Genomic DNA, 17,670 nt, shown 5'->3' with positions numbered 1-17,670 from the left:
GAAAAATATCCATGTTGATGTTTCTGGGGGACTAGGAGATGAGCGTTTCTATAGGTTTGATTGGTGCAGGAGTCATGGGCTCCGAGCACGGTAGAATTCTATCGCTGGACACACCGCGCAGCACTCTGACTGCTGTTTGCGATTACGATGAGGCTCGGGCACGAAATATCGTGGGAAAAGGACGTGTCTTCAAAGACCCATTGGAGTTAATTCACTCGTATGATGTCGATGCTGTTGTGATCGCATCTCCTGATTCCACGCATTTTGAACTCGTATTGGCTTGTATCGAAGCAGGGAAACCTGTTCTTTGTGAAAAGCCCTTGGCAATGAAAAGCGCAGAGGCGCTAATAATTGTCGACGCCGAAATTAAGAAAGGCAAAAGCCTGGTGCAGGTGGGTTATATGCGCCGTTTCGATCCAGGGTATATGGATTTGAAAACCAACTTTGATGAAGGCGTGATTGGCGCACCAGAGATCCTTCACAACATTCACCGCAATCCAGTGGCGCCTGAGTGGATGACGGGCGAGATGCTCGTGACAAACGCGTTCGTTCACGAAATAGATGTTGCTCGCTGGGTGCTGGGAAGTGAGCTTGACTCGGTGAGGGTCGTGTCCTCTGACAAGGGGGATCCGATGATGATTGTAGCCCGTATGGCTAACGGATCTATCGTGTCAACGGAGTTATTCATGAACTGCAAATTCGGCTACCAGGTACAGGCCGAGTTAGTAGGGAGTGAAGGGACGTTAGCTCTTCCACCATTTGCATCGACGTTGCTTAATAAAATGGGAACCCAATCTTCATTTGTACCGAGTAATTGGATTCCAAGGTTCAGGGCAGCTTACAAAGCACAGTCGCGAGCCTGGGTGGATACCGTGATATCGGGTAGAAAAAATCATGGCGCATCCGCATGGGATGGTTATGTAACTACTGCTGTAGCTGAACGGATTGTTGCGTCGGTAAGTGCTGACGAGACTATTAAGCTGAGCGTTGCTGAGCGGCCTGAGTTCTATTCTTGATTTAGTCGAAGAAGCACATCAATTTTGTTGGCTTTAATTAGCCATGTCTGACCATAAGACAATAATTAGTTAGAGGTGGTCAAGGTGATTCGATACGCCGTCGTAGGGGCAGGTTGGATTTCGCAAACTGCTTTTATTCCCGCTGTAAATCTTACTGGTAATTCGAAGATAACGGCGTTGGTTTCAGGTAGCCCTGAACGTGCAAGCGAGTTGGCTCGAAAATATGATATTCCTCACGTATTCGATTATGAGGGATACGAAGAGTTGGTCGAAAGCGATCTGATTGATGCAGTTTACATCGCTCTGCCAAATCCTCTTCATGCATCTTTTGCAATTCAAGCTGCGAATGCTGGAAAGCACGTCATTGTTGAGAAGCCGATAGCAACATCGCTGCCCGATGCGGATGCGATGATCTCTACTGCAAAGAGATCAGGTGTATTTTTAATGACCAGTTACCGGCTTCATCACGATATCGGTACGATTACAGCACTTGATGCAGTCCGCGATGGACGCATTGGGGATCCCTTGTTTTTTTCGGCAGTATTTAGTTTCCAAAGTGATCCGGAAAATCATCGGCTGAATGTCGAGCATTGGGGCGGGCCATTACAAGATATTGGTATTTATTGTGTGAATGCCGCGCGGCATATATTCAATGCAGAGCCTATTGAAGTATCGGCGATGAGTACTCGCCGCGCAGATGATCCTCGCTTCTCAAGCTTGGATGACTCAATAGCTGTTACTTTGAAGTTTCCAGATAATCGGATGGCCCAGTTTTATTGTAGTTTTGGAGCCTACTCTGTTGATACCTATAGAGTCGTCGGAACACACGGCACTCTATGCATGGATCCAGGGTTTCGATTTGAGACATCAATGGCGATGAAACTCAAGAACGCACATGAAAGTGAATTTGTTAGCTTTCCGCATTTCGATCATTTCGCTGGCCAGATTTCATATTTTTCTGAGTGTATTCAGGTAGGGGTAGAGCCGAGCCCAAATGGTGAAGAAGGCCTTGCTGATCTTGAGGTCTTGTTTGCTATTGAGCGCGCGGCTGCTTCTGGAGTTCCGCAGCGACTATATCCGAAGTCTCCTCGTGTTGGGCCATCAAAAGGCACACTTCGGATGATTGAAAAAGGTGTTAGCCACTGACGTCTGGGCTAAAAAAACCTGTCTAGAAAAGTAAATTATTGGGAGTATTTTTTTTGTATATCGGAGTGCCATTAGAGACTGCAGCTGGCGAAACGCGTGTTGCTGCGACACCTGAAGCGATCAAAAAACTTGTCGCTTCTGGCCATCAAGTTGTTGTTCAGAGAGGTTGCGGTTTGTCCGCCAGTATCTCGGACAGCTCTTATGAGGCCGTTGGTGCCAGTGTGGGGGAGGCTAGCGATGCCTTTGGCGCTGACCTTGTCCTCAAAGTGGTCGCACCTAACGACGATGAGCTCATGCTGTTCAAGCGTGGCGCCGTTGTAGTGGGGATGCTCAACCCGTTTAGCAATGAAACCATCGCCAAATTGGCCGCGAGCGGTATCACTGCGTTTGCCCTGGAAGCGGCGCCACGTACCTCCCGCGCCCAGAGCCTGGACGTACTGTCTTCCCAGGCCAACATCGCGGGCTATAAAGCTGTGCTGCTGGCCGCCCACCACTATCCGCGCTTCATTCCGATGCTGATGACCGCTGCGGGCACCGTGAAAGCGGCGCGCGTGCTGATTCTCGGCGCCGGCGTGGCTGGCCTGCAGGCCATCGCTACAGCGAAGCGTTTGGGAGCGGTGATCGAAGCCTCAGACGTACGTCCCGCGGTCAAGGAGCAGATCGAATCCCTCGGCGCCAAGTTCGTCGACGTGCCTTACGAAACCGATGAAGAGCGTGAATGCGCCGTCGGTGTTGGCGGTTACGCTCGCCCGATGCCGGCCAGCTGGATGCAGCGTCAGGCCGTGGCCGTGCACGAACGCGCCAAGCAGGCCGACATCGTCATCACCACCGCACTGATTCCGGGCCGCAAGGCGCCGACGCTGTTGAGCGCGGAAACCGTGGCACAGATGAAGCCGGGTTCAGTGGTCATCGACCTGGCTGCGGCCCAAGGCGGCAACTGCCCACTGACTGTCGCCGATCAAGTGGTCGTCGAACATGGCGTAACCATCGTCGGCCCGACCAATCTGGCAGCCGCAGTCGCCGCCGATGCCTCGGCTCTGTATGCACGCAACCTGCTGGACTTCATGAAACTGTTGTTCGACAAAGACGGACAATTGGTGATCAACCTTGAAGACGATATCGTCGCCGCGTGCCTGATGTGCCGCGACGGCCAGATCGTGCGCAAGAACAGCTGAGGATAAAAACAATGGAAGACATGCTGATCTCTCACGGTATCTACAACCTGATCATCTTCGTGCTGGCGATCTATGTCGGCTACCACGTGGTCTGGAACGTCACACCTGCACTGCACACGCCACTGATGGCCGTGACCAACGCCATCTCGGCCATCGTGATCGTCGGCGCCATGCTGGCCGCCGCCCTCACCGTGACCCCGCTGGGCAAGACCATGGGCACCCTGGCCGTGGCCCTGGCCGCGGTCAACGTGTTTGGTGGCTTCCTGGTCACCCGGCGCATGCTGGAAATGTTCAAGAAAAAAGCGGCTCCGGCAAAAGCTCCGGCAGCCAAAGCCGCAGCAGCCAAGGCTGAGGTGCAGCAAGCATGAGCATGAACCTGGTTACTTCCCTGTATTTGATCGCCTCGGTCTGCTTCATCCAGGCGCTCAAGGGCCTCTCGCATCCCACCACATCGCGTCGTGGCAACCTGTTCGGCATGCTCGGCATGGGCCTGGCGATCCTCACCACAGTCGGCCTGATCTACAAGTTGGGTTCCGAGTTGGCCCATGACGGCATCGTCTACGTGATCGTCGGCCTGCTGATCGGCGGCACGGCCGGCTCGATCATGGCCAAACGCGTTGAAATGACCAAGATGCCCGAGCTGGTCGCCTTCATGCACAGCATGATCGGCCTGGCCGCGGTGTTCATCGCCGTGGCTGCCGTGGTCGAGCCGCAGTCGCTGGGCATCGTCCAGCAACTCGGTGACGCGATCCCGGCCGGTAACCGCCTGGAACTGTTCCTCGGCGCGGCCATCGGTGCAATCACCTTCTCCGGTTCGGTCATTGCCTTCGGCAAGCTGGCGGGCAAGTACAAGTTCCGCCTGTTCCAGGGTGCGCCGGTACAGTTCAGCGGCCAGCACAAGCTGAACCTGCTGCTGGGCCTGGCCACACTGGGCCTGGGCGTGACCTTCATGCTCACCGGTGACTACACCGCTTTCGCCGTGATGCTGGCGCTGGCCTTCGTGCTTGGCGTGCTGATCATCATCCCGATCGGTGGCGCGGACATGCCAGTGGTCGTGTCGATGCTCAACAGCTACTCCGGCTGGGCAGCGGCGGGTATCGGTTTCTCGCTGAACAACTCGATGCTGATCATCGCCGGTTCGCTGGTGGGCTCGTCCGGTGCGATCCTGTCGTACATCATGTGCAAGGCGATGAACCGTTCCTTCTTTAATGTACTGCTCGGCGGCTTCGGCAATACAGCTGACGCAGGCGGCCCGGCAGGCGCGAAAGAAGCCCGTCCGGTGAAATCCGGTTCGGCTGACGACGCGACCTTCCTGCTGACCAATGCCGACACCGTGATCATCGTTCCGGGCTACGGCCTGGCGGTCGCACGGGCACAGCACGCGCTGAAGGAACTGACCGAGAAGCTGACCCATCGCGGCGTGACCGTGAAGTACGCGATCCACCCGGTTGCCGGTCGTATGCCGGGCCACATGAACGTCCTGCTGGCCGAGGCCGAAGTACCTTATGACCAGGTATTCGAGATGGAAGACATCAACTCCGAGTTCGGCCAGGCCGATGTGGTGCTGGTGCTCGGCGCCAACGACGTGGTCAACCCGGCGGCGAAGAACGATCCGAAATCACCGATTGCCGGCATGCCGATTCTCGAAGCGTTCAAGGCCAAGACCATCATCGTCAACAAGCGCTCGATGGCAAGCGGCTACGCCGGCCTGGACAACGAACTCTTCTATCTGGACAAGACCATGATGGTGTTCGGCGACGCGAAAAAGACTATTGAGGATATGGTCAAGGCGGTTGCGTAGTTCACTGAGCCCATCAGTCCGAGCCCCGCTCGCTGATAACAATAGCTTATCGCCGAATATCGCAAATGGAGATTGGACTACGTCGATTGGATCGCTGAATATCAAACGAGCCTTGTGGATGATGTAAGGGATTTTTTAGTAGCTGTTCGAATGAACTAATTTCCGACTGAGAGCGCACTATGAACAATTATAAAGATCGTGTGGTTGTTGTTACTGGAGCAGGGTCAGGAATGGGGCGGGCAATGGTTGCCGAGTTTGTTTCTCGCCAAGCATATGTTGCTGTATTAGATATAAATCTGAAGGCTGCAGAAGAATCTGTCGCTCAACTGACAAATCCTGAGTTTGCTTTTGCGCATCGTGTGGATGTTAGTGACCCTGAAAGTGTAAAAGAAGCGATCGATGCTGTAATTAAGAAGTGGGGCCGTATCGATCTGCTTTGTAATAACGCTGGGATTCTCGATGGTCATGCCACTGCGCACGAAGTGTCGCTAGAGGAGTGGAATAAAGTCATTGCAGTGAATTTGACTGGGCCTTTCCTTATGGCCCGCGCTGTAATTCCCCAAATGCTCAAGCAAAAGAAAGGCGCGATAATTAATACGTCTTCAACGTCAGGTTTCAGTGCAGCTGGTGGTGGCACCGCTTATACGGCTTCGAAACATGGCGTGATTGGCCTCACGAGGCAGCTAACCTTCGAATATGGTGCTCGTGGCATCAGAGTCAATACCATTTGCCCTGGTGCTACCGCTACACCTTTGGCCATGGCTGATCCTGTCACGGTGAACTCTCCTGATATGGCCGCAGCTCTTCAAAAATTCCCTGCACGCCGCTGGTGTCAGCCAAGCGAAATTGCCAAGTTGGCCGCGTTTTTAGGTGGGGATGAAGCCGACTTTGTTCACGGTAGTGAGTATGTCATGGATGGTGGTTGGCTAGCTGCTGCCCGTGACCCGTTCTAAATAATAGCGGTTCCTATCTTAAAACTTGCAAGGGTGAACATGATGTTTAGCAAGCGTGAATGGCCGGATTGCGGCGTCGAAGGTTTCAAACGCGGTTTTGAAACCGTAGATGGCGTGCGTATGCACTACGTCAGTGGCGGCGTTGAAGATGGCGAAGTAATGGTGCTGGTCTGTGGCTTCCCGCAGAGTTGGTATGCTTGGCGTAAAGTACTACCTGAATTGGGTAAACACTACCGCGTTATTGCACCAGACCTCCCTGGTCAGGGTGATTCGGATCGTCCTGCCAACTGTGACACCGCCAATATCGCTCGCCTTCTGCGCGGTCTGATGGACAAGATCGGGGTAGATAAGCATTCATTAGTATCGCACGATCTTGGTGCTTGGGTTAGCTACCCCTATTGCGCAAACTACGGTGACAAGGTCACCGGTTGGGCTATTTTGGACTGTGGTATTCCAGGAATCAGTTTGCCTGACAACCTTCCTTGGGCCGCCAATGTCGCCTGGCGCACCTGGCATTGCGGATTCCATAACCTTGTAGATTTGCCAGAAGCCTTGTTGGAAGGGCGTGAGCACATTTATCTGCAATGGTATCTGCAGCGCAAAGCTGCAATCCCGCAGATTTTCACTCAAGACGACTTTGAAGAATACCTGCGTGTGTTCAAGCTCAATGGACTCAAGGGCGGGTTGGCTTACTACCGCGCCATGTCCGTGTCCGCCGACCAGAACCGGGAGCTGACCAAGAAAGGCAAGTTGCAAGTCCCGATCCTCGCGGTGCGTGCCGACCAAGGCTCGATGCCTGATTTGGTAGGTGAGCTGCAAAAAATCGCAACTAATGTCACCGGCACCATGGTGCGCAGCGGTCACTACATCCCAGAAGAGCAGCCTGAGCAGCTGGTCAACGAACTGGTGAAGTACTTCTCTGATCTGTGACGCCTTGCGGGGGCTGCACTGAGCAAGAGGATGTCTACTGAACGTTAGCGGCTTGGGGAAAGGTCAGTCGTTAACGTGCCAGTGGTGAGACTGCTGCAGGCTTTTCACAGGGACATTCTACGCTTTACATGGCTTTGCTAGGAGTTCGTCTTGCTGCGGCTCCTAGCCTTTTTATCTGATTAATTGTCTTCTCACGCGGCTGCCGCTGTGAGTCGCTTTTTTTTGTGTCCCAAAATGATCCAGAAACAATCTCGTGCAGCGCTTTAGACTCCTCGGCGAGATATGGGCGCACCTCACGTAAAAATCTCAGAGTACGTGGAAGTAATTAGCGCGGGATTTTATTGCGAAGCTTTTGGTAAGTTGGATATATCTAATAGGGGATAAAATAATGACGAATGTCAGCCAGATAAAGGTGAGTTATCATGATGACCCGCGAGTGTTGGCCGAGCAATCGGCAGAAGACTATTCTCGGCATGTAGTTCCTCTCGCCGCGCGATCTGGCCGTTGGAGTCTGGCAATGGCATCTTGGTCGGTGCTCAGTGCTTTGTTCTATCTTTATATTAGCGTGGCTGTAGCGCAGGCAGTTGGAACTCGTAGTGCATTGATTGGCATTGGATTGTCGATTTTGTTCTACGGATTGATAAACTACATTATCTGTCAGCGTTCTATAAAAAATGGACTTTCGGTAGCCCTGCTCTCCAGAGGCATTTTCGGTAACGCAGGCGCAATCATTTCGTCGCTGCTGTTTGCTGTCACTGCAATTTATTACGCAGTTTTTGAAGGCTCTATCATCGCTGTTGCATTTCAACAGTATTTTGCACCAGACAGTGACATTCGATGGTGGTATTTGTTGGTGGTTCTCTATGCTATGCCGCTCGTTATGGGTGGGGTACAAGTGTGGATGGACAAACTCAACGGAGCTTTATTGCCGCTGTATGTTGGAGGCTTGCTGTTGATTATTGTCATGGCGGGCAACCGCTTTGGGTTTTCGACAGACTTTCTCTCTATACAGCCTTCGTTGGATACCAGTATGCCCGGGTGGTTGTGGGCGTTCATCGTCTACATGGGAATCTGCGTTAACATGATGGTGACCGCAGAGTTCTCTCGATTTGGCAAGCCTGAGGATGCGAAATTCCATGGAGTTATCACTTTCGGGCCAGTATTCTACTTTGCGCTCTATGCTGTAAACGGACTGGCTGGCATCTTCATTATGGACACAGTCTTTCCTGGTCTGAAGGCCAGTGAGCAAGGGATAGCTGAAGCCGTACTGAAGTCTTCAGGCTTGGTGGGTTTGTTATTCATCCTGATCAGCCAAACTCGTATCAACACCGCCAATTACTATATGGCATCTTTAAATATGGCAGGGTTTGCAGCGCGAGGACTCGGACTGCGATGGTCTCGAGGCGTATGGGTACTGTTCGTCGGTGCATGTGTTTACCTACTGATGCTGACAAATGTCTTCAGCTATTTGCTCAAAGCGTTGGCATGGCAGGGTGTTGCAGTTACATCTTGGGTCGCGATTCTCCTGACTCATTACGCTCTATATCCAGACCCCAAAAGTGACGAATTCCGCCCTGGCAGAGTGAAGGCAATCATGCCTGGTGCGTGGGCAATTCTATTATCAACCGCTGTCGGAATATCGTTGATCGAGTTAGGAGATAAGGGCGCCTGGTATGTGGAGATCGCGCCAATACTGATTGCGATTCTCGCAGCTTCGAGCTATTGGATTATCAATAAATTAGCGGAAAGTCGACCGCTTGTGCGTTTGGCTGAGCTTCGTGAGGAAGTGCAGGATGTGTGGCGCCAGCACATTGAGTGCCACGTCTGCGATCGCTCTTACAGTGCCATTGAAATGGACAGGGATCCGTCGGCAAGTCAGCAAGCTATCTGCACTGGGTGTGCTGAAGGAAATCAGAACTTCCTAAAATCCGTGAAACTGGAATCTCATCAGTTGAGTGTGCTGTCAAAAAATCAGTCAGGTGTGGAAGGCTTGAGATAAAAGTGATTAGTAATCAGTTGGATGGCCACTTCATCTCGTAACCTGAGATTGGGTGAGCCATCTCACAAACGGAAACTCAGCTGTCCTTGGATTTGTGTTTGGCCGTAAACCTTATCCTGTTTTCAGGATGAGGTTTTATGCTGTCGGGCTTTTACTAAATAAAAACGTCTGCGGTTGATTTAGTGTTGAATCGATTGTTTTGTACAAAAAATAAATAAGATCCCAATGTTTTATTTTGTCGCTATCTGCCATTTTTAGCTGAATTACTGCGGCTGGCTTTTTTGTGAGCATCAGTGCTTGTATTAGTCTTAGGTGAGATGATGAAACATAAGGTTGTAATTGTTGGTGGTGGAGCAGGTGGACTTGAGCTGGCGACTAAACTTGGGAGAACACTCGGAAAGCGCAAAAACGCCGAGATCACGTTGGTTGATGCAAATCTGACACATATTTGGAAGCCATTACTTCATGAGGTGGCTGCTGGATCACTGGATCCAAGCATTGATGAGCTCAACTACTTCGCTCAAGCAAAATGGAATCACTTTTCGTTCCAATATGGTCGTATGGTTGACTTGGATCGTGACCAGAAAACCATAACGTTTAAGTCCTCGAACTCCGAGGTGCGTGAGATTCAATACGATACCTTGGTTATGGCGGTTGGCAGTCAGTGCAACGATTTTGGGACTCTAGGTGTTCAGGAGTTTTGCCATTTCTTGGATAGTCGCGCCCAGGCTGAGAAGCTTCACAAGCTGCTTCTTTCTCGTTACATGCGTGCACATGCCACGGACAAATCTACCCCTCTGCGAATTTCAATTGTGGGAGCGGGAGCGACCGGTGTTGAGCTGTGTGCAGAGCTTCAGCATGCCATTCGTATTATCGAGGGATATGGTGTTCGTCACGCTTCGCCGTCAACCCTAAAGATAACTTTGGTGGAGGCCGGGCCGCGCGTTCTACCTGTTCTCAATCAAGACGTAAGCGAAACTGTCCATTCCGGACTCACTGATCTTGGTATCGATGTCCGCGTAAGCACGGCTGTGAAGGAAGTCACTGCTGAGGGCGTACGTTTAGCTGACAGCAGCATCGTCAGTGCAGATATGACGATTTGGGCTGCTGGTATCAAAGCACCGGCATTCCTCAAGGAACTAGCTGGGCTTGAGACAAACCGGATCAACCAGCTCCTGGTACGCCGTACATTGCAGACGACTCTAGATGAATCAATCTTTGCCATCGGCGACTGTGCGTCATGCCCAATTTCGGACGAGGGGGGCGGATTTGTTCCACCTCGAGCACAAGCAGCTCACCAGCAGGCGGAAATGCTTAGCAGGAGCTTGTCTCGGTTGATTGCCGGCGGATCGCCTTTGAAATTCAATTATGAAGATCGCGGTACTCTCGTTTCGATGGCGTCATTCAATGCTGTAGGTACGCTGACCGGCTTGCTTGGATACAAGAAGGTCACAGAAGGGCTTGTCGCACGAACCCTCTACATGTCGCTTTATCGGTTGCACCAGGCATCACTCTACGGGGCCCCGCGGATGCTACTTAAGGCGTTTGCCGAGTGGTTACAGCGTAAGACGCGGCCTCGGCTTAAGCTGCATTAAATGAAGCGGTGCTCGTATATTTATCGATGTCTGTCTGGCAGTCATGAGGACTGACTTGATCATACCCTCGGAGGGTTAAAGACAAAGGGGTACAGAAAGACATGTACCCCTTGGTGCTGAACGCACCGATGGTGGCGATTCACCCAGAGCTCTAGTCGTAGTTGATTTCGATTGAGCGTCTTTGAAGAATGGATTGACGGGCGGCGTCCATTACCACTGCCGCATCGTAGGCATCATTCATTGTTGACAACGGTGCTTTGCCTTCCGCCAAGCATTCTCCAAGGAAGAATTTCTGGGCTTGGTAAAAACTGTCCCAGTAAGTCCCATCGTCCCAGAACGGCAGTCTTGCCTCTCCAAACCTCATGGTGTCCCAGGGAACGACGGTCGAACCAGCTTTACCAATGAGTTTGAAGTACACCGACCATGGTTCACGACTGCGGTCGTCTGCTGAGAAGCTGCCCCATAGGTTGGCAATGGTACCGTTCTCATATTCAGCGACGATCATTAACTGGTCATGTGCTTGAGGATCATTGAAATGCACATTTGATCCTGTAGCAAAGACCCGCTGTGGGCGGCCCAGGAAGTAAAGCATGCTGTAGGTATGATGGATCATCAATTCGTGCATTGTTAAATCGGGCTTCCCCATTTCAGCGGGGTGACGCTTATTGTAAATCGCCCAAAAATTTACAATTTCACCCAAATGCCCCTTGTCTATATGGGCTTTAACTCGCCGCATTGTTTCTGCATAGATATAGTTGTGCGACGGCATGCAGACCCGGTTCACTACTTGCGCAATGCTAGCTAGCTCTCGAATTTGCTCTGGGGTGTCACATATTGGCTTCTCTAGAAGGACGTGTTTTTTAGCCAGTAAAGCTTCCTTTGCTAAAGAGAAATGAGTTTCGGCATTTGTGCACACGAACACTGCATCGATGCTTTCATCTGCCAGGAGTGCTTGAGGAGAAGCGTAAACCTCTCCGCCAAACCTCTCCTTAAACGCAGCGGTTTTCGCAGGTGTCCTACCCCAGCCTCCGACGTAGGCTGCGGGATCAATTTCCTGCAGGGCAGTAACGTGGAGTTCGGCTACGTTACCGAGCCCAAGAATTCCTACTTTCATTCTGTTTCCCCCTGTTCTGTTGCAATCAGTAGTTGATGTCGACGGGTTCACCGCGCGCTAGGGATTCTGTTGCCGCATCAGCAATCAGTTGTGCGCATAAGCCGTCGTTGGCGTTAGGGGTGGGGGCAATGCCGTTAGTGATGCAGTTGATGAAGTGCTGCATCTCAGCCAAATATGCGGGGCCGAAGCGTTCAAGGAAAAATGGTTTGGCGACAGGCATCGAGAAGCCCGTATTGGTCGCACTCTCTACCAGTGATTCATGCACGTTTGAGACACGTAACATCCCCTCAGATCCATGCACCTCAAGTCTTTGGTCGTAACCATAGGTAGCCCGACGAGAGTTGGATATCTGGCATATTTTTCCCGACTTGGTCATCAGCACTGCAACTGCAGTATCGACGTCACCCACCTCTCGAACGGCAGGATCGACTAGCGCTGAACCGGTCGCAAAGACCCGAGTGGGATTTTCGCCTAACAGAAAGCGAGCGAGATCGAAGTCATGAATCATCATGTCGCGGAAAATCCCACCAGACCCTTTGAGGTACTCGATCGGTGGTGGGGCAGGGTCTCGGGATGTGATGGTGACTGTTTCCACGTTACCGATTTCACCAGACGCCAGGCGTTGCTGTAGGGCACCGAAATGAGGATCGAAGCGCTGGTTAAACGCGGTCATGAATGGCACGCCTTCTGCCTCAACTTTTGCAATGCACAGCCGCACCCGTTCAGACGACATGTCTATCGGCTTTTCACAGAAAATTGGCTTTTTGGCGTCTGCGACAGCGTGAATCAGATCGAAGTGAGTGGGTGATGGTGAGGCGATGATTACTGCATCGATGTCAGCTCCGTAAATGATGTCCTCAACAGAGCGTGCCTCAACATTAAATCGTTTTGCACAAGTCGACGCGGCTTCTGGCACTGCATCTGCTACCGCAACGAGTTTAGCGGACGGGATTTGAAGCAAGCTTGCAGCATGTACATTTCCAATTCGACCGCAGCCGAGTATTCCTACTCTGATCATTATGAAAGTCTCTTTTTTTGTTGGTTGGATCTGTTTCGGCAGGCTGTGTCAGGGTGGCAGTGCTGATTAACGGCATCAATAGTGGCTGAGATCGTATTTTTTTATGAGGTGTGAAAAGTTTAAGTTTTCAGTATTGTTTCGTTTGTCGGTTTGATTATTTAGTGGTTGGCGTGTTGGTTTAAGTGTGCTTTACTGCAGTTCAGTTTTTCATAAGTGTTGACGGTTATAAGTTTGTGCTCTGAACATTCACAGCTAAAAATTAGCTCTGCTGATGGCTATGTTTTATTTATATAGTGTTGGTCGCTGAATTAAGGCTGTAAAAGTCCTTAGGCCGGTGCAATTAAATGGCGGCATGCTTTGGTATTCCGTAGGCCGATCAGCGTTTGGCTACGTTCACGAGCAATGGGTAACCACTGATCGCGAATGCTAATTCAACTAAAGCGTGGTCATTCCAGAATGCATCCGCTACGTAAAAACCTTCACAACGAGCTGCACGCACGCCCGTCACTGTACTTCGATGAGCCAGCTCATGTGTTTCATCTGGCGTTCCTCGGTAGTGATCAAGAGTGCAATACGTTTCTGCTGAGGTGCTTCCCTGACAACCTCGATCTGAATGCCACCCAAGGCATTACCCAACTCGATGGCCACGCATTGAAATGGGAACGCCACGCTGAGTTTTTTACTCTGACTATGGTGGTCACTTCATCCCGGGGTGACCTGACTTGGACAACTTTGCCTGAGGCATTGGCGCAAAAGGTCGAAGTACTTTTGCCAGTGCTTATCAACTCAATGCAGATCGTAGTACGTGGTGAGATCGACCTGGAGCTGTCCCGTTATGGTTTCAAGGATCCGTGTGGCTCGTGCGTAGGTGGTGGTGATGCAGTGGTCTGGAGCGATTTTCGTCTCAGTAAGGATGGCAACAACCATATGTTGTTCATCAATCGCCACCTGAATGCCTACCGTCAGGGGCGGATGATACGCCGCCTTTTGGAAATCGAGACTTACCGGATGATGGCCTCGTTATCCTTGACCACGGTCAAGACCTTGAGTCCGCAGCTTGATATTTATGAGAAGACGTTGGTGACCCTCTCTGAGCGTAACGCCGTTGTCGATGGAGACAATGCGAAAGCTCTTCTCGCTGATATTTCCAACCTTTCGGCCCAAGTGGTCAGCAGTAGTGCGAAGACCCGTCACCGCTTTAGCGCTACTCAGGCCTATGCACAACTGGTTTCCGAGCGACTGAGTGAGTTGCGTGAAAGTCACGTAGGGGATTGTCAGCGCCTCGGGGTGTTTATCGAGCGTCGGTTCAAACCAACGGTCAGGTACTGCTCGGCGACTGAACAGCGACTGGAGCACTTGGCTAAAAGCGTGGCAAACCTAGGCGATCTGCTGCAGGCACGAGTCCAGGTGGAAATGGAGGAGCAAAACTCGGAAATTCTTAAAAACTTGAATGCCCGTGCGGATGCCCAAATCAAGATTCAGCATGCGGTAGAAGGACTGTCGATTATCGCCATCACCTATTACTTACTCAGTTTGCTGAAGCTTGGTTACTCGGGTTTGCACCTACTCGGCGTGCCGTTGTCTCAGCGAGAGGCCTTGGTGGTCGCAACACCTCTCGCCATTGCCATCCTTACGTTGATTGTGCTCCGTATCAAGAAGGTCAAAGAGCATTGAGGCAACCAATTTTACTCCGCTTAAGATGGCAGGCTGATGCAAACCTATCGAGTCAAGGCGACTGAGCAAGGCTGGAAATTGTATCGGGCGCGTTCTGTGCGGCGTGTCATGCAGGCCTCCTCGCTCAAAGAACTTATACAGGTAGCTAGGCCCGTGCTTTCAAGGTGTGGAGCGTTGATAAGTGTGTCTAGCAGTCCCAGTCACTTTCACGAAATACGCTTTGAGGCATCTATCGAATGTTGGCCGAGGGGAAACTCACGAGAACGGAGATTCATTTTCGCTCCCCAATAGTATTCAGACGAAATTGCTTGAGCGCTACAAATGGAGCTTGCCGAAACGCTTCGAAGAAAGCACTGACGCGTTGAAGGGAAGGGGAGTGAGCAGGTATCGAAGAAAAGGGTGGTCGGAAACAATGACTCAACAGTGAGCATTCAGGGGTACTGATCAAACATTCAGACCATGCCTCGTCGGCTTTCTAGTCATTGCGAGAAGTCTCAAATTTCTCCACGCATGAGCTGCGTATAGCAGTCAAATGGAGCGTCTTTATACCTTCCGAACTTTTCCCTGTGTACGGTGTGTGCTTGAAGGTAACGGCCGTCCAGCACACCTGCACGTTCTGCTTCTGCTCTACACATTTCAATCTATCTGCGGTCAGCGCCACCGACTAAAAATGCGGGATGCAATTCGCCCTAATGAATTGCAAGCCCACGACATTGTGCCTTCAGGTTTTTCAGTTAGCACCTGCTGCTTTTCCAGACTTATATCTATCGAAACAGGGCTGATGCCGATCATGCCGCCCCCAAAGCCGTTAGGCATTTCATCCTGGATACGATATCTCCTGATACCAGCGATCGAGTTAAGTGAGTGCATGGCAACCTCGAATGCAAAAAGTACCTATGGATGACATAGGCTTCAAACGCAATACTTATGCCAAGTGCCCTTGCTGCGATTCAGTTGGCTTAATCTGCGCCCAAGCAGTATGCACCACGACAACAGTTTGGTCGGACTCAGTCATGCAGGCTTCTTGAGGCGAATAGGGCGTCGCAAAGTTTTCGGACATCACTGACCTCTGCCTGAGCAAGGAGATCGCCTTCTTTAACCTTGGTTTGATAATTCTCAAAAAATCGAACGACGGAGCTGATGGCTACATCCGACACCCTCCAAGGCTTGTTCGACGAGACCGTGCTTGGGATTGAGCGTGGATCCAGAGACACGAAACCAAAGGACAAGGAGCGATATGCTTCAGCTCATGCGGCCCACATCCTATGGACAGCGAGTGGACAGATCGCTCCTACAAATATCACAGGAATCCCATTTTTCAGAAATCCTGAGGAAGTCGCCGCGCGATCCAGAGAGATGGATACCTTCGACCTCGTGCGCTCATTCATTGAGAGGCTCGCGCATGACCCCACGCTTCCAGTAAAACCATCGATCAGGTACTGGGCCAAGACTGCTCAGAAGCAGATAAGGCCACAGTAGCAGCTGGTAGGCACCACGTTGGCCAGCGTTAGAGGGTGGAAAAATGGGCGTTGGGTAGATTCGAAAAGCAATGTGCATGACGGAGGCTTAGGTAGTGAAAACCTCGGATATTCGGCTCATTCCGGAGCTTTCTTTCATTCTGACCACCAGTCCTTTTCTGCACGTGTCATTCCATAGCCGTTGAACCAGCTTTCGATATCGACGGTGAGCGAAGTGACGGATGAAGTGTTTGGGTGAAGAGGGTCAAGTAGGTTCGCTTGCGATGTAGCCCAAGCTGCCCATAGTGCAGTTTGTTGCTGGCTGTGCTCTGAGGTAGTAGCACTGACATTGCAGGTCGCCTGGATGAATGCTCTCAGTCGCTGAGCCTGCTCCCAACGTTTTGTATTTTTGACGAGTTTATGGCGCAGGCGTCTATGAGTTTCTTCACTCTTGACGCGCTCAAGTCGCACCGCTTCTTGAGCCATTCGCTCCCGACGATCCTCTTCATTCTTCAAGCGCAGCGCTTTCACGGATTCAGCAATCGCCCCGAAACCGTCAAGGATGCTCGTAAGCTTTTCCTCGATTTTCCCGGTCTTAGTATCCGACCAGTTTTTCCGCTTCCCGTAATCAGTGCGTGCGTCAATCTGCAGGCTTAATTCGCCAGTGGAAGACCATTCAAACTGAGGCGCGCGCAGCAACGAGAAATCAGGTTCCCATCGAGCAGTACGCCGTCGTGGCGTTGGTGGTGGAGGCGGGATAATTTGCTTACTCAAGCGCTCAGCAAGTTTGATTGCCAGGGACTCGCCGTCGACCTCGACCAACGTTTTGTCGTCCGATGTGACCCTCCATATGTAGCCGAGTACCTCGCTCTCTTTGATTAGGGTGTCGAAAATCACTGCGCAGCGATCAATGAGTTCGGAGGAGATTCTCGCGTCGAGCACATGTTTGCCTGTGGTCACGAGATGGCCTTCATGAGTCTTGGCCGCTTTAACGCATTTCAACCACTTGATCACCAGTGGGTGAGGCGCAAGGAGGGTGTGAGGTACTTCGATGGTTGAACGGATTGCTTTCGGTTTTATAGGCGCAGCGCTTTGCACTGGAAGTGTGCTTCGATCCAATACTCTGAAGCTGATGGGCTGTCCGCCGACGGGAGGCTTAGGTTTGCCTGGGCGTTTTGAAACTGGTTTTGCCCAATGCCCTCGAGGGGGCAGGGCTACGCCAGCTTTCCGACAGGCCTTCGACAGCGCGACGTCTGATATGCCTATTTCTTGGGCCAGCTTCAAGACAGGTGTTTCCCAAGCCTTGTCGAACAGCTCGCTGGGAGTGAAGTTTACGATCTTGTACATATAGGTACCCGGCGCTTGGCGTTCCGATACCAGCGTAGATTTCCTCTCTCCAATCTCAAGTCAAATCTTGCGAGAGATGCCCGGGGGCGTAACATCCAGCTATTCACCGAGAGGGATCACTCCGGTGTCATTAACACCGCGAGCGTCATTTTGATGAACTCCTCATTCCTGGTAATTGTTTCCAGCGCACCGCGCACGTTGCCTCCAACCTCACCCGATCCACGCTGCTCGACCCAGAGTGTCAGCTCCATGACAGCAGCCTCAAGGGCTTGCTGGTTCTGATTGATCTTGAATAGCAGGGAAGGGAGTAGGTCTGCGTTCGACATTGTGATTCCTCCGTGGAAGAGGTCAGCGTAGCAGGAGGAAAAATGAGGTGTGACGCTTTCAGAAGGGCGGAACACAATCTTGAGTCCGCGTGACCCCACTAGCTGGAAACTGATCGCGG

The 17,670-nt window shown here is 51.7% G+C and carries 14 protein-coding genes; 10 read left to right on the top strand and 4 right to left on the bottom strand.

The features are described 5' to 3' along the window. Window positions 1-38: 38 nt before the first annotated feature. The 9 genes from KGB29_RS07235 (at window position 39) to KGB29_RS07195 (ending at window position 10,615) form a co-directional block, all read left to right on the top strand. Window positions 39-1,016 (top strand): Gfo/Idh/MocA family protein, encoded by a 978-nt coding sequence (locus KGB29_RS07235; RefSeq protein WP_223507676.1) that lies wholly within the window; start codon window positions 39-41, stop codon window positions 1,014-1,016. An 84-nt stretch (window positions 1,017-1,100) separates the two neighbouring features. Continuing rightward, entirely contained in the window at window positions 1,101-2,162 is a 1,062-nt protein-coding gene (locus tag KGB29_RS07230; RefSeq protein ID WP_223507677.1) for a Gfo/Idh/MocA family protein, read from the top strand. 53 nt (window positions 2,163-2,215) lie between these two features. After that, complete coding sequence (locus tag KGB29_RS07225) at window positions 2,216-3,337, top strand: Re/Si-specific NAD(P)(+) transhydrogenase subunit alpha (RefSeq protein WP_223507678.1); 1,122 nt, start codon at window positions 2,216-2,218, stop codon at window positions 3,335-3,337. 11 nt (window positions 3,338-3,348) lie between these two features. Further along, window positions 3,349-3,705, top strand: a complete 357-nt coding sequence (locus KGB29_RS07220) for an NAD(P) transhydrogenase subunit alpha (protein WP_008047189.1) — start codon at window positions 3,349-3,351, stop codon at window positions 3,703-3,705. Continuing rightward, complete coding sequence (locus KGB29_RS07215; protein WP_223616327.1) at window positions 3,702-5,138, top strand: NAD(P)(+) transhydrogenase (Re/Si-specific) subunit beta; 1,437 nt, start codon at window positions 3,702-3,704, stop codon at window positions 5,136-5,138. The genes KGB29_RS07220 and KGB29_RS07215 overlap by 4 nt, the downstream gene beginning before the upstream one ends. Window positions 5,139-5,317: 179 nt before the next feature. Next, the gene (locus KGB29_RS07210; protein WP_223507681.1) at window positions 5,318-6,091 is read left to right on the top strand and encodes an SDR family NAD(P)-dependent oxidoreductase; all 774 of its coding nucleotides are present in this window, start codon (window positions 5,318-5,320) and stop codon (window positions 6,089-6,091) included. A gap of 42 nt (window positions 6,092-6,133) precedes the next feature. Then, window positions 6,134-7,021, top strand: coding sequence for an alpha/beta fold hydrolase (locus KGB29_RS07205; protein ID WP_223507682.1), 888 nt, complete (start codon window positions 6,134-6,136; stop codon window positions 7,019-7,021). 388 nt (window positions 7,022-7,409) lie between these two features. After that, the gene (locus tag KGB29_RS07200; RefSeq protein ID WP_223545222.1) at window positions 7,410-9,020 is read left to right on the top strand and encodes a purine-cytosine permease family protein; all 1,611 of its coding nucleotides are present in this window, start codon (window positions 7,410-7,412) and stop codon (window positions 9,018-9,020) included. Between the two features lie 320 nt (window positions 9,021-9,340). Continuing rightward, window positions 9,341-10,615, top strand: coding sequence for an NAD(P)/FAD-dependent oxidoreductase (locus tag KGB29_RS07195; protein WP_223507684.1), 1,275 nt, complete (start codon window positions 9,341-9,343; stop codon window positions 10,613-10,615). A gap of 151 nt (window positions 10,616-10,766) precedes the next feature. Here KGB29_RS07195 and KGB29_RS07190 read toward each other — a convergent pair whose 3' ends face one another. Together KGB29_RS07190 and iolG are read right to left on the bottom strand one after the other, a co-directional pair. Then, the gene (locus KGB29_RS07190) at window positions 10,767-11,729 is read right to left on the bottom strand and encodes a Gfo/Idh/MocA family protein (protein WP_223507685.1); all 963 of its coding nucleotides are present in this window, start codon (window positions 11,727-11,729) and stop codon (window positions 10,767-10,769) included. Window positions 11,730-11,754: 25 nt separating this feature from the next. Further along, the gene (gene iolG / locus KGB29_RS07185) at window positions 11,755-12,747 is read right to left on the bottom strand and encodes an inositol 2-dehydrogenase (protein ID WP_223507686.1); all 993 of its coding nucleotides are present in this window, start codon (window positions 12,745-12,747) and stop codon (window positions 11,755-11,757) included. Between the two features lie 456 nt (window positions 12,748-13,203). Here iolG and KGB29_RS07180 point away from each other — a divergent pair, with 456 nt between their 5' ends. Next, a complete protein-coding gene (locus KGB29_RS07180; protein ID WP_223616326.1) occupies window positions 13,204-14,421 on the top strand; it encodes a DUF3422 domain-containing protein in 1,218 nt (405 codons plus the stop codon). A gap of 1,613 nt (window positions 14,422-16,034) precedes the next feature. On the opposite strand, the gene KGB29_RS07175 is transcribed toward KGB29_RS07180, so the two are convergent. Continuing rightward, a complete protein-coding gene (locus KGB29_RS07175) occupies window positions 16,035-17,225 on the bottom strand; it encodes a hypothetical protein (protein WP_223545221.1) in 1,191 nt (396 codons plus the stop codon). A gap of 116 nt (window positions 17,226-17,341) precedes the next feature. Further along, window positions 17,342-17,551, bottom strand: a complete 210-nt coding sequence (locus KGB29_RS07170) for a hypothetical protein (protein WP_218432298.1) — start codon at window positions 17,549-17,551, stop codon at window positions 17,342-17,344. Between the last annotated feature and the right edge of the window lie 119 nt (window positions 17,552-17,670).

Origin of the sequence: Pseudomonas sp. BF-B-30, assembly GCF_019956305.1 — a bacterium.
GTDB lineage: Bacteria > Pseudomonadota > Gammaproteobacteria > Pseudomonadales > Pseudomonadaceae > Aquipseudomonas > Aquipseudomonas jessenii.
The sequence above is the reverse complement of the archived record's forward strand: the minus strand, read 5'-3'. Positions and strand labels throughout refer to the sequence as shown.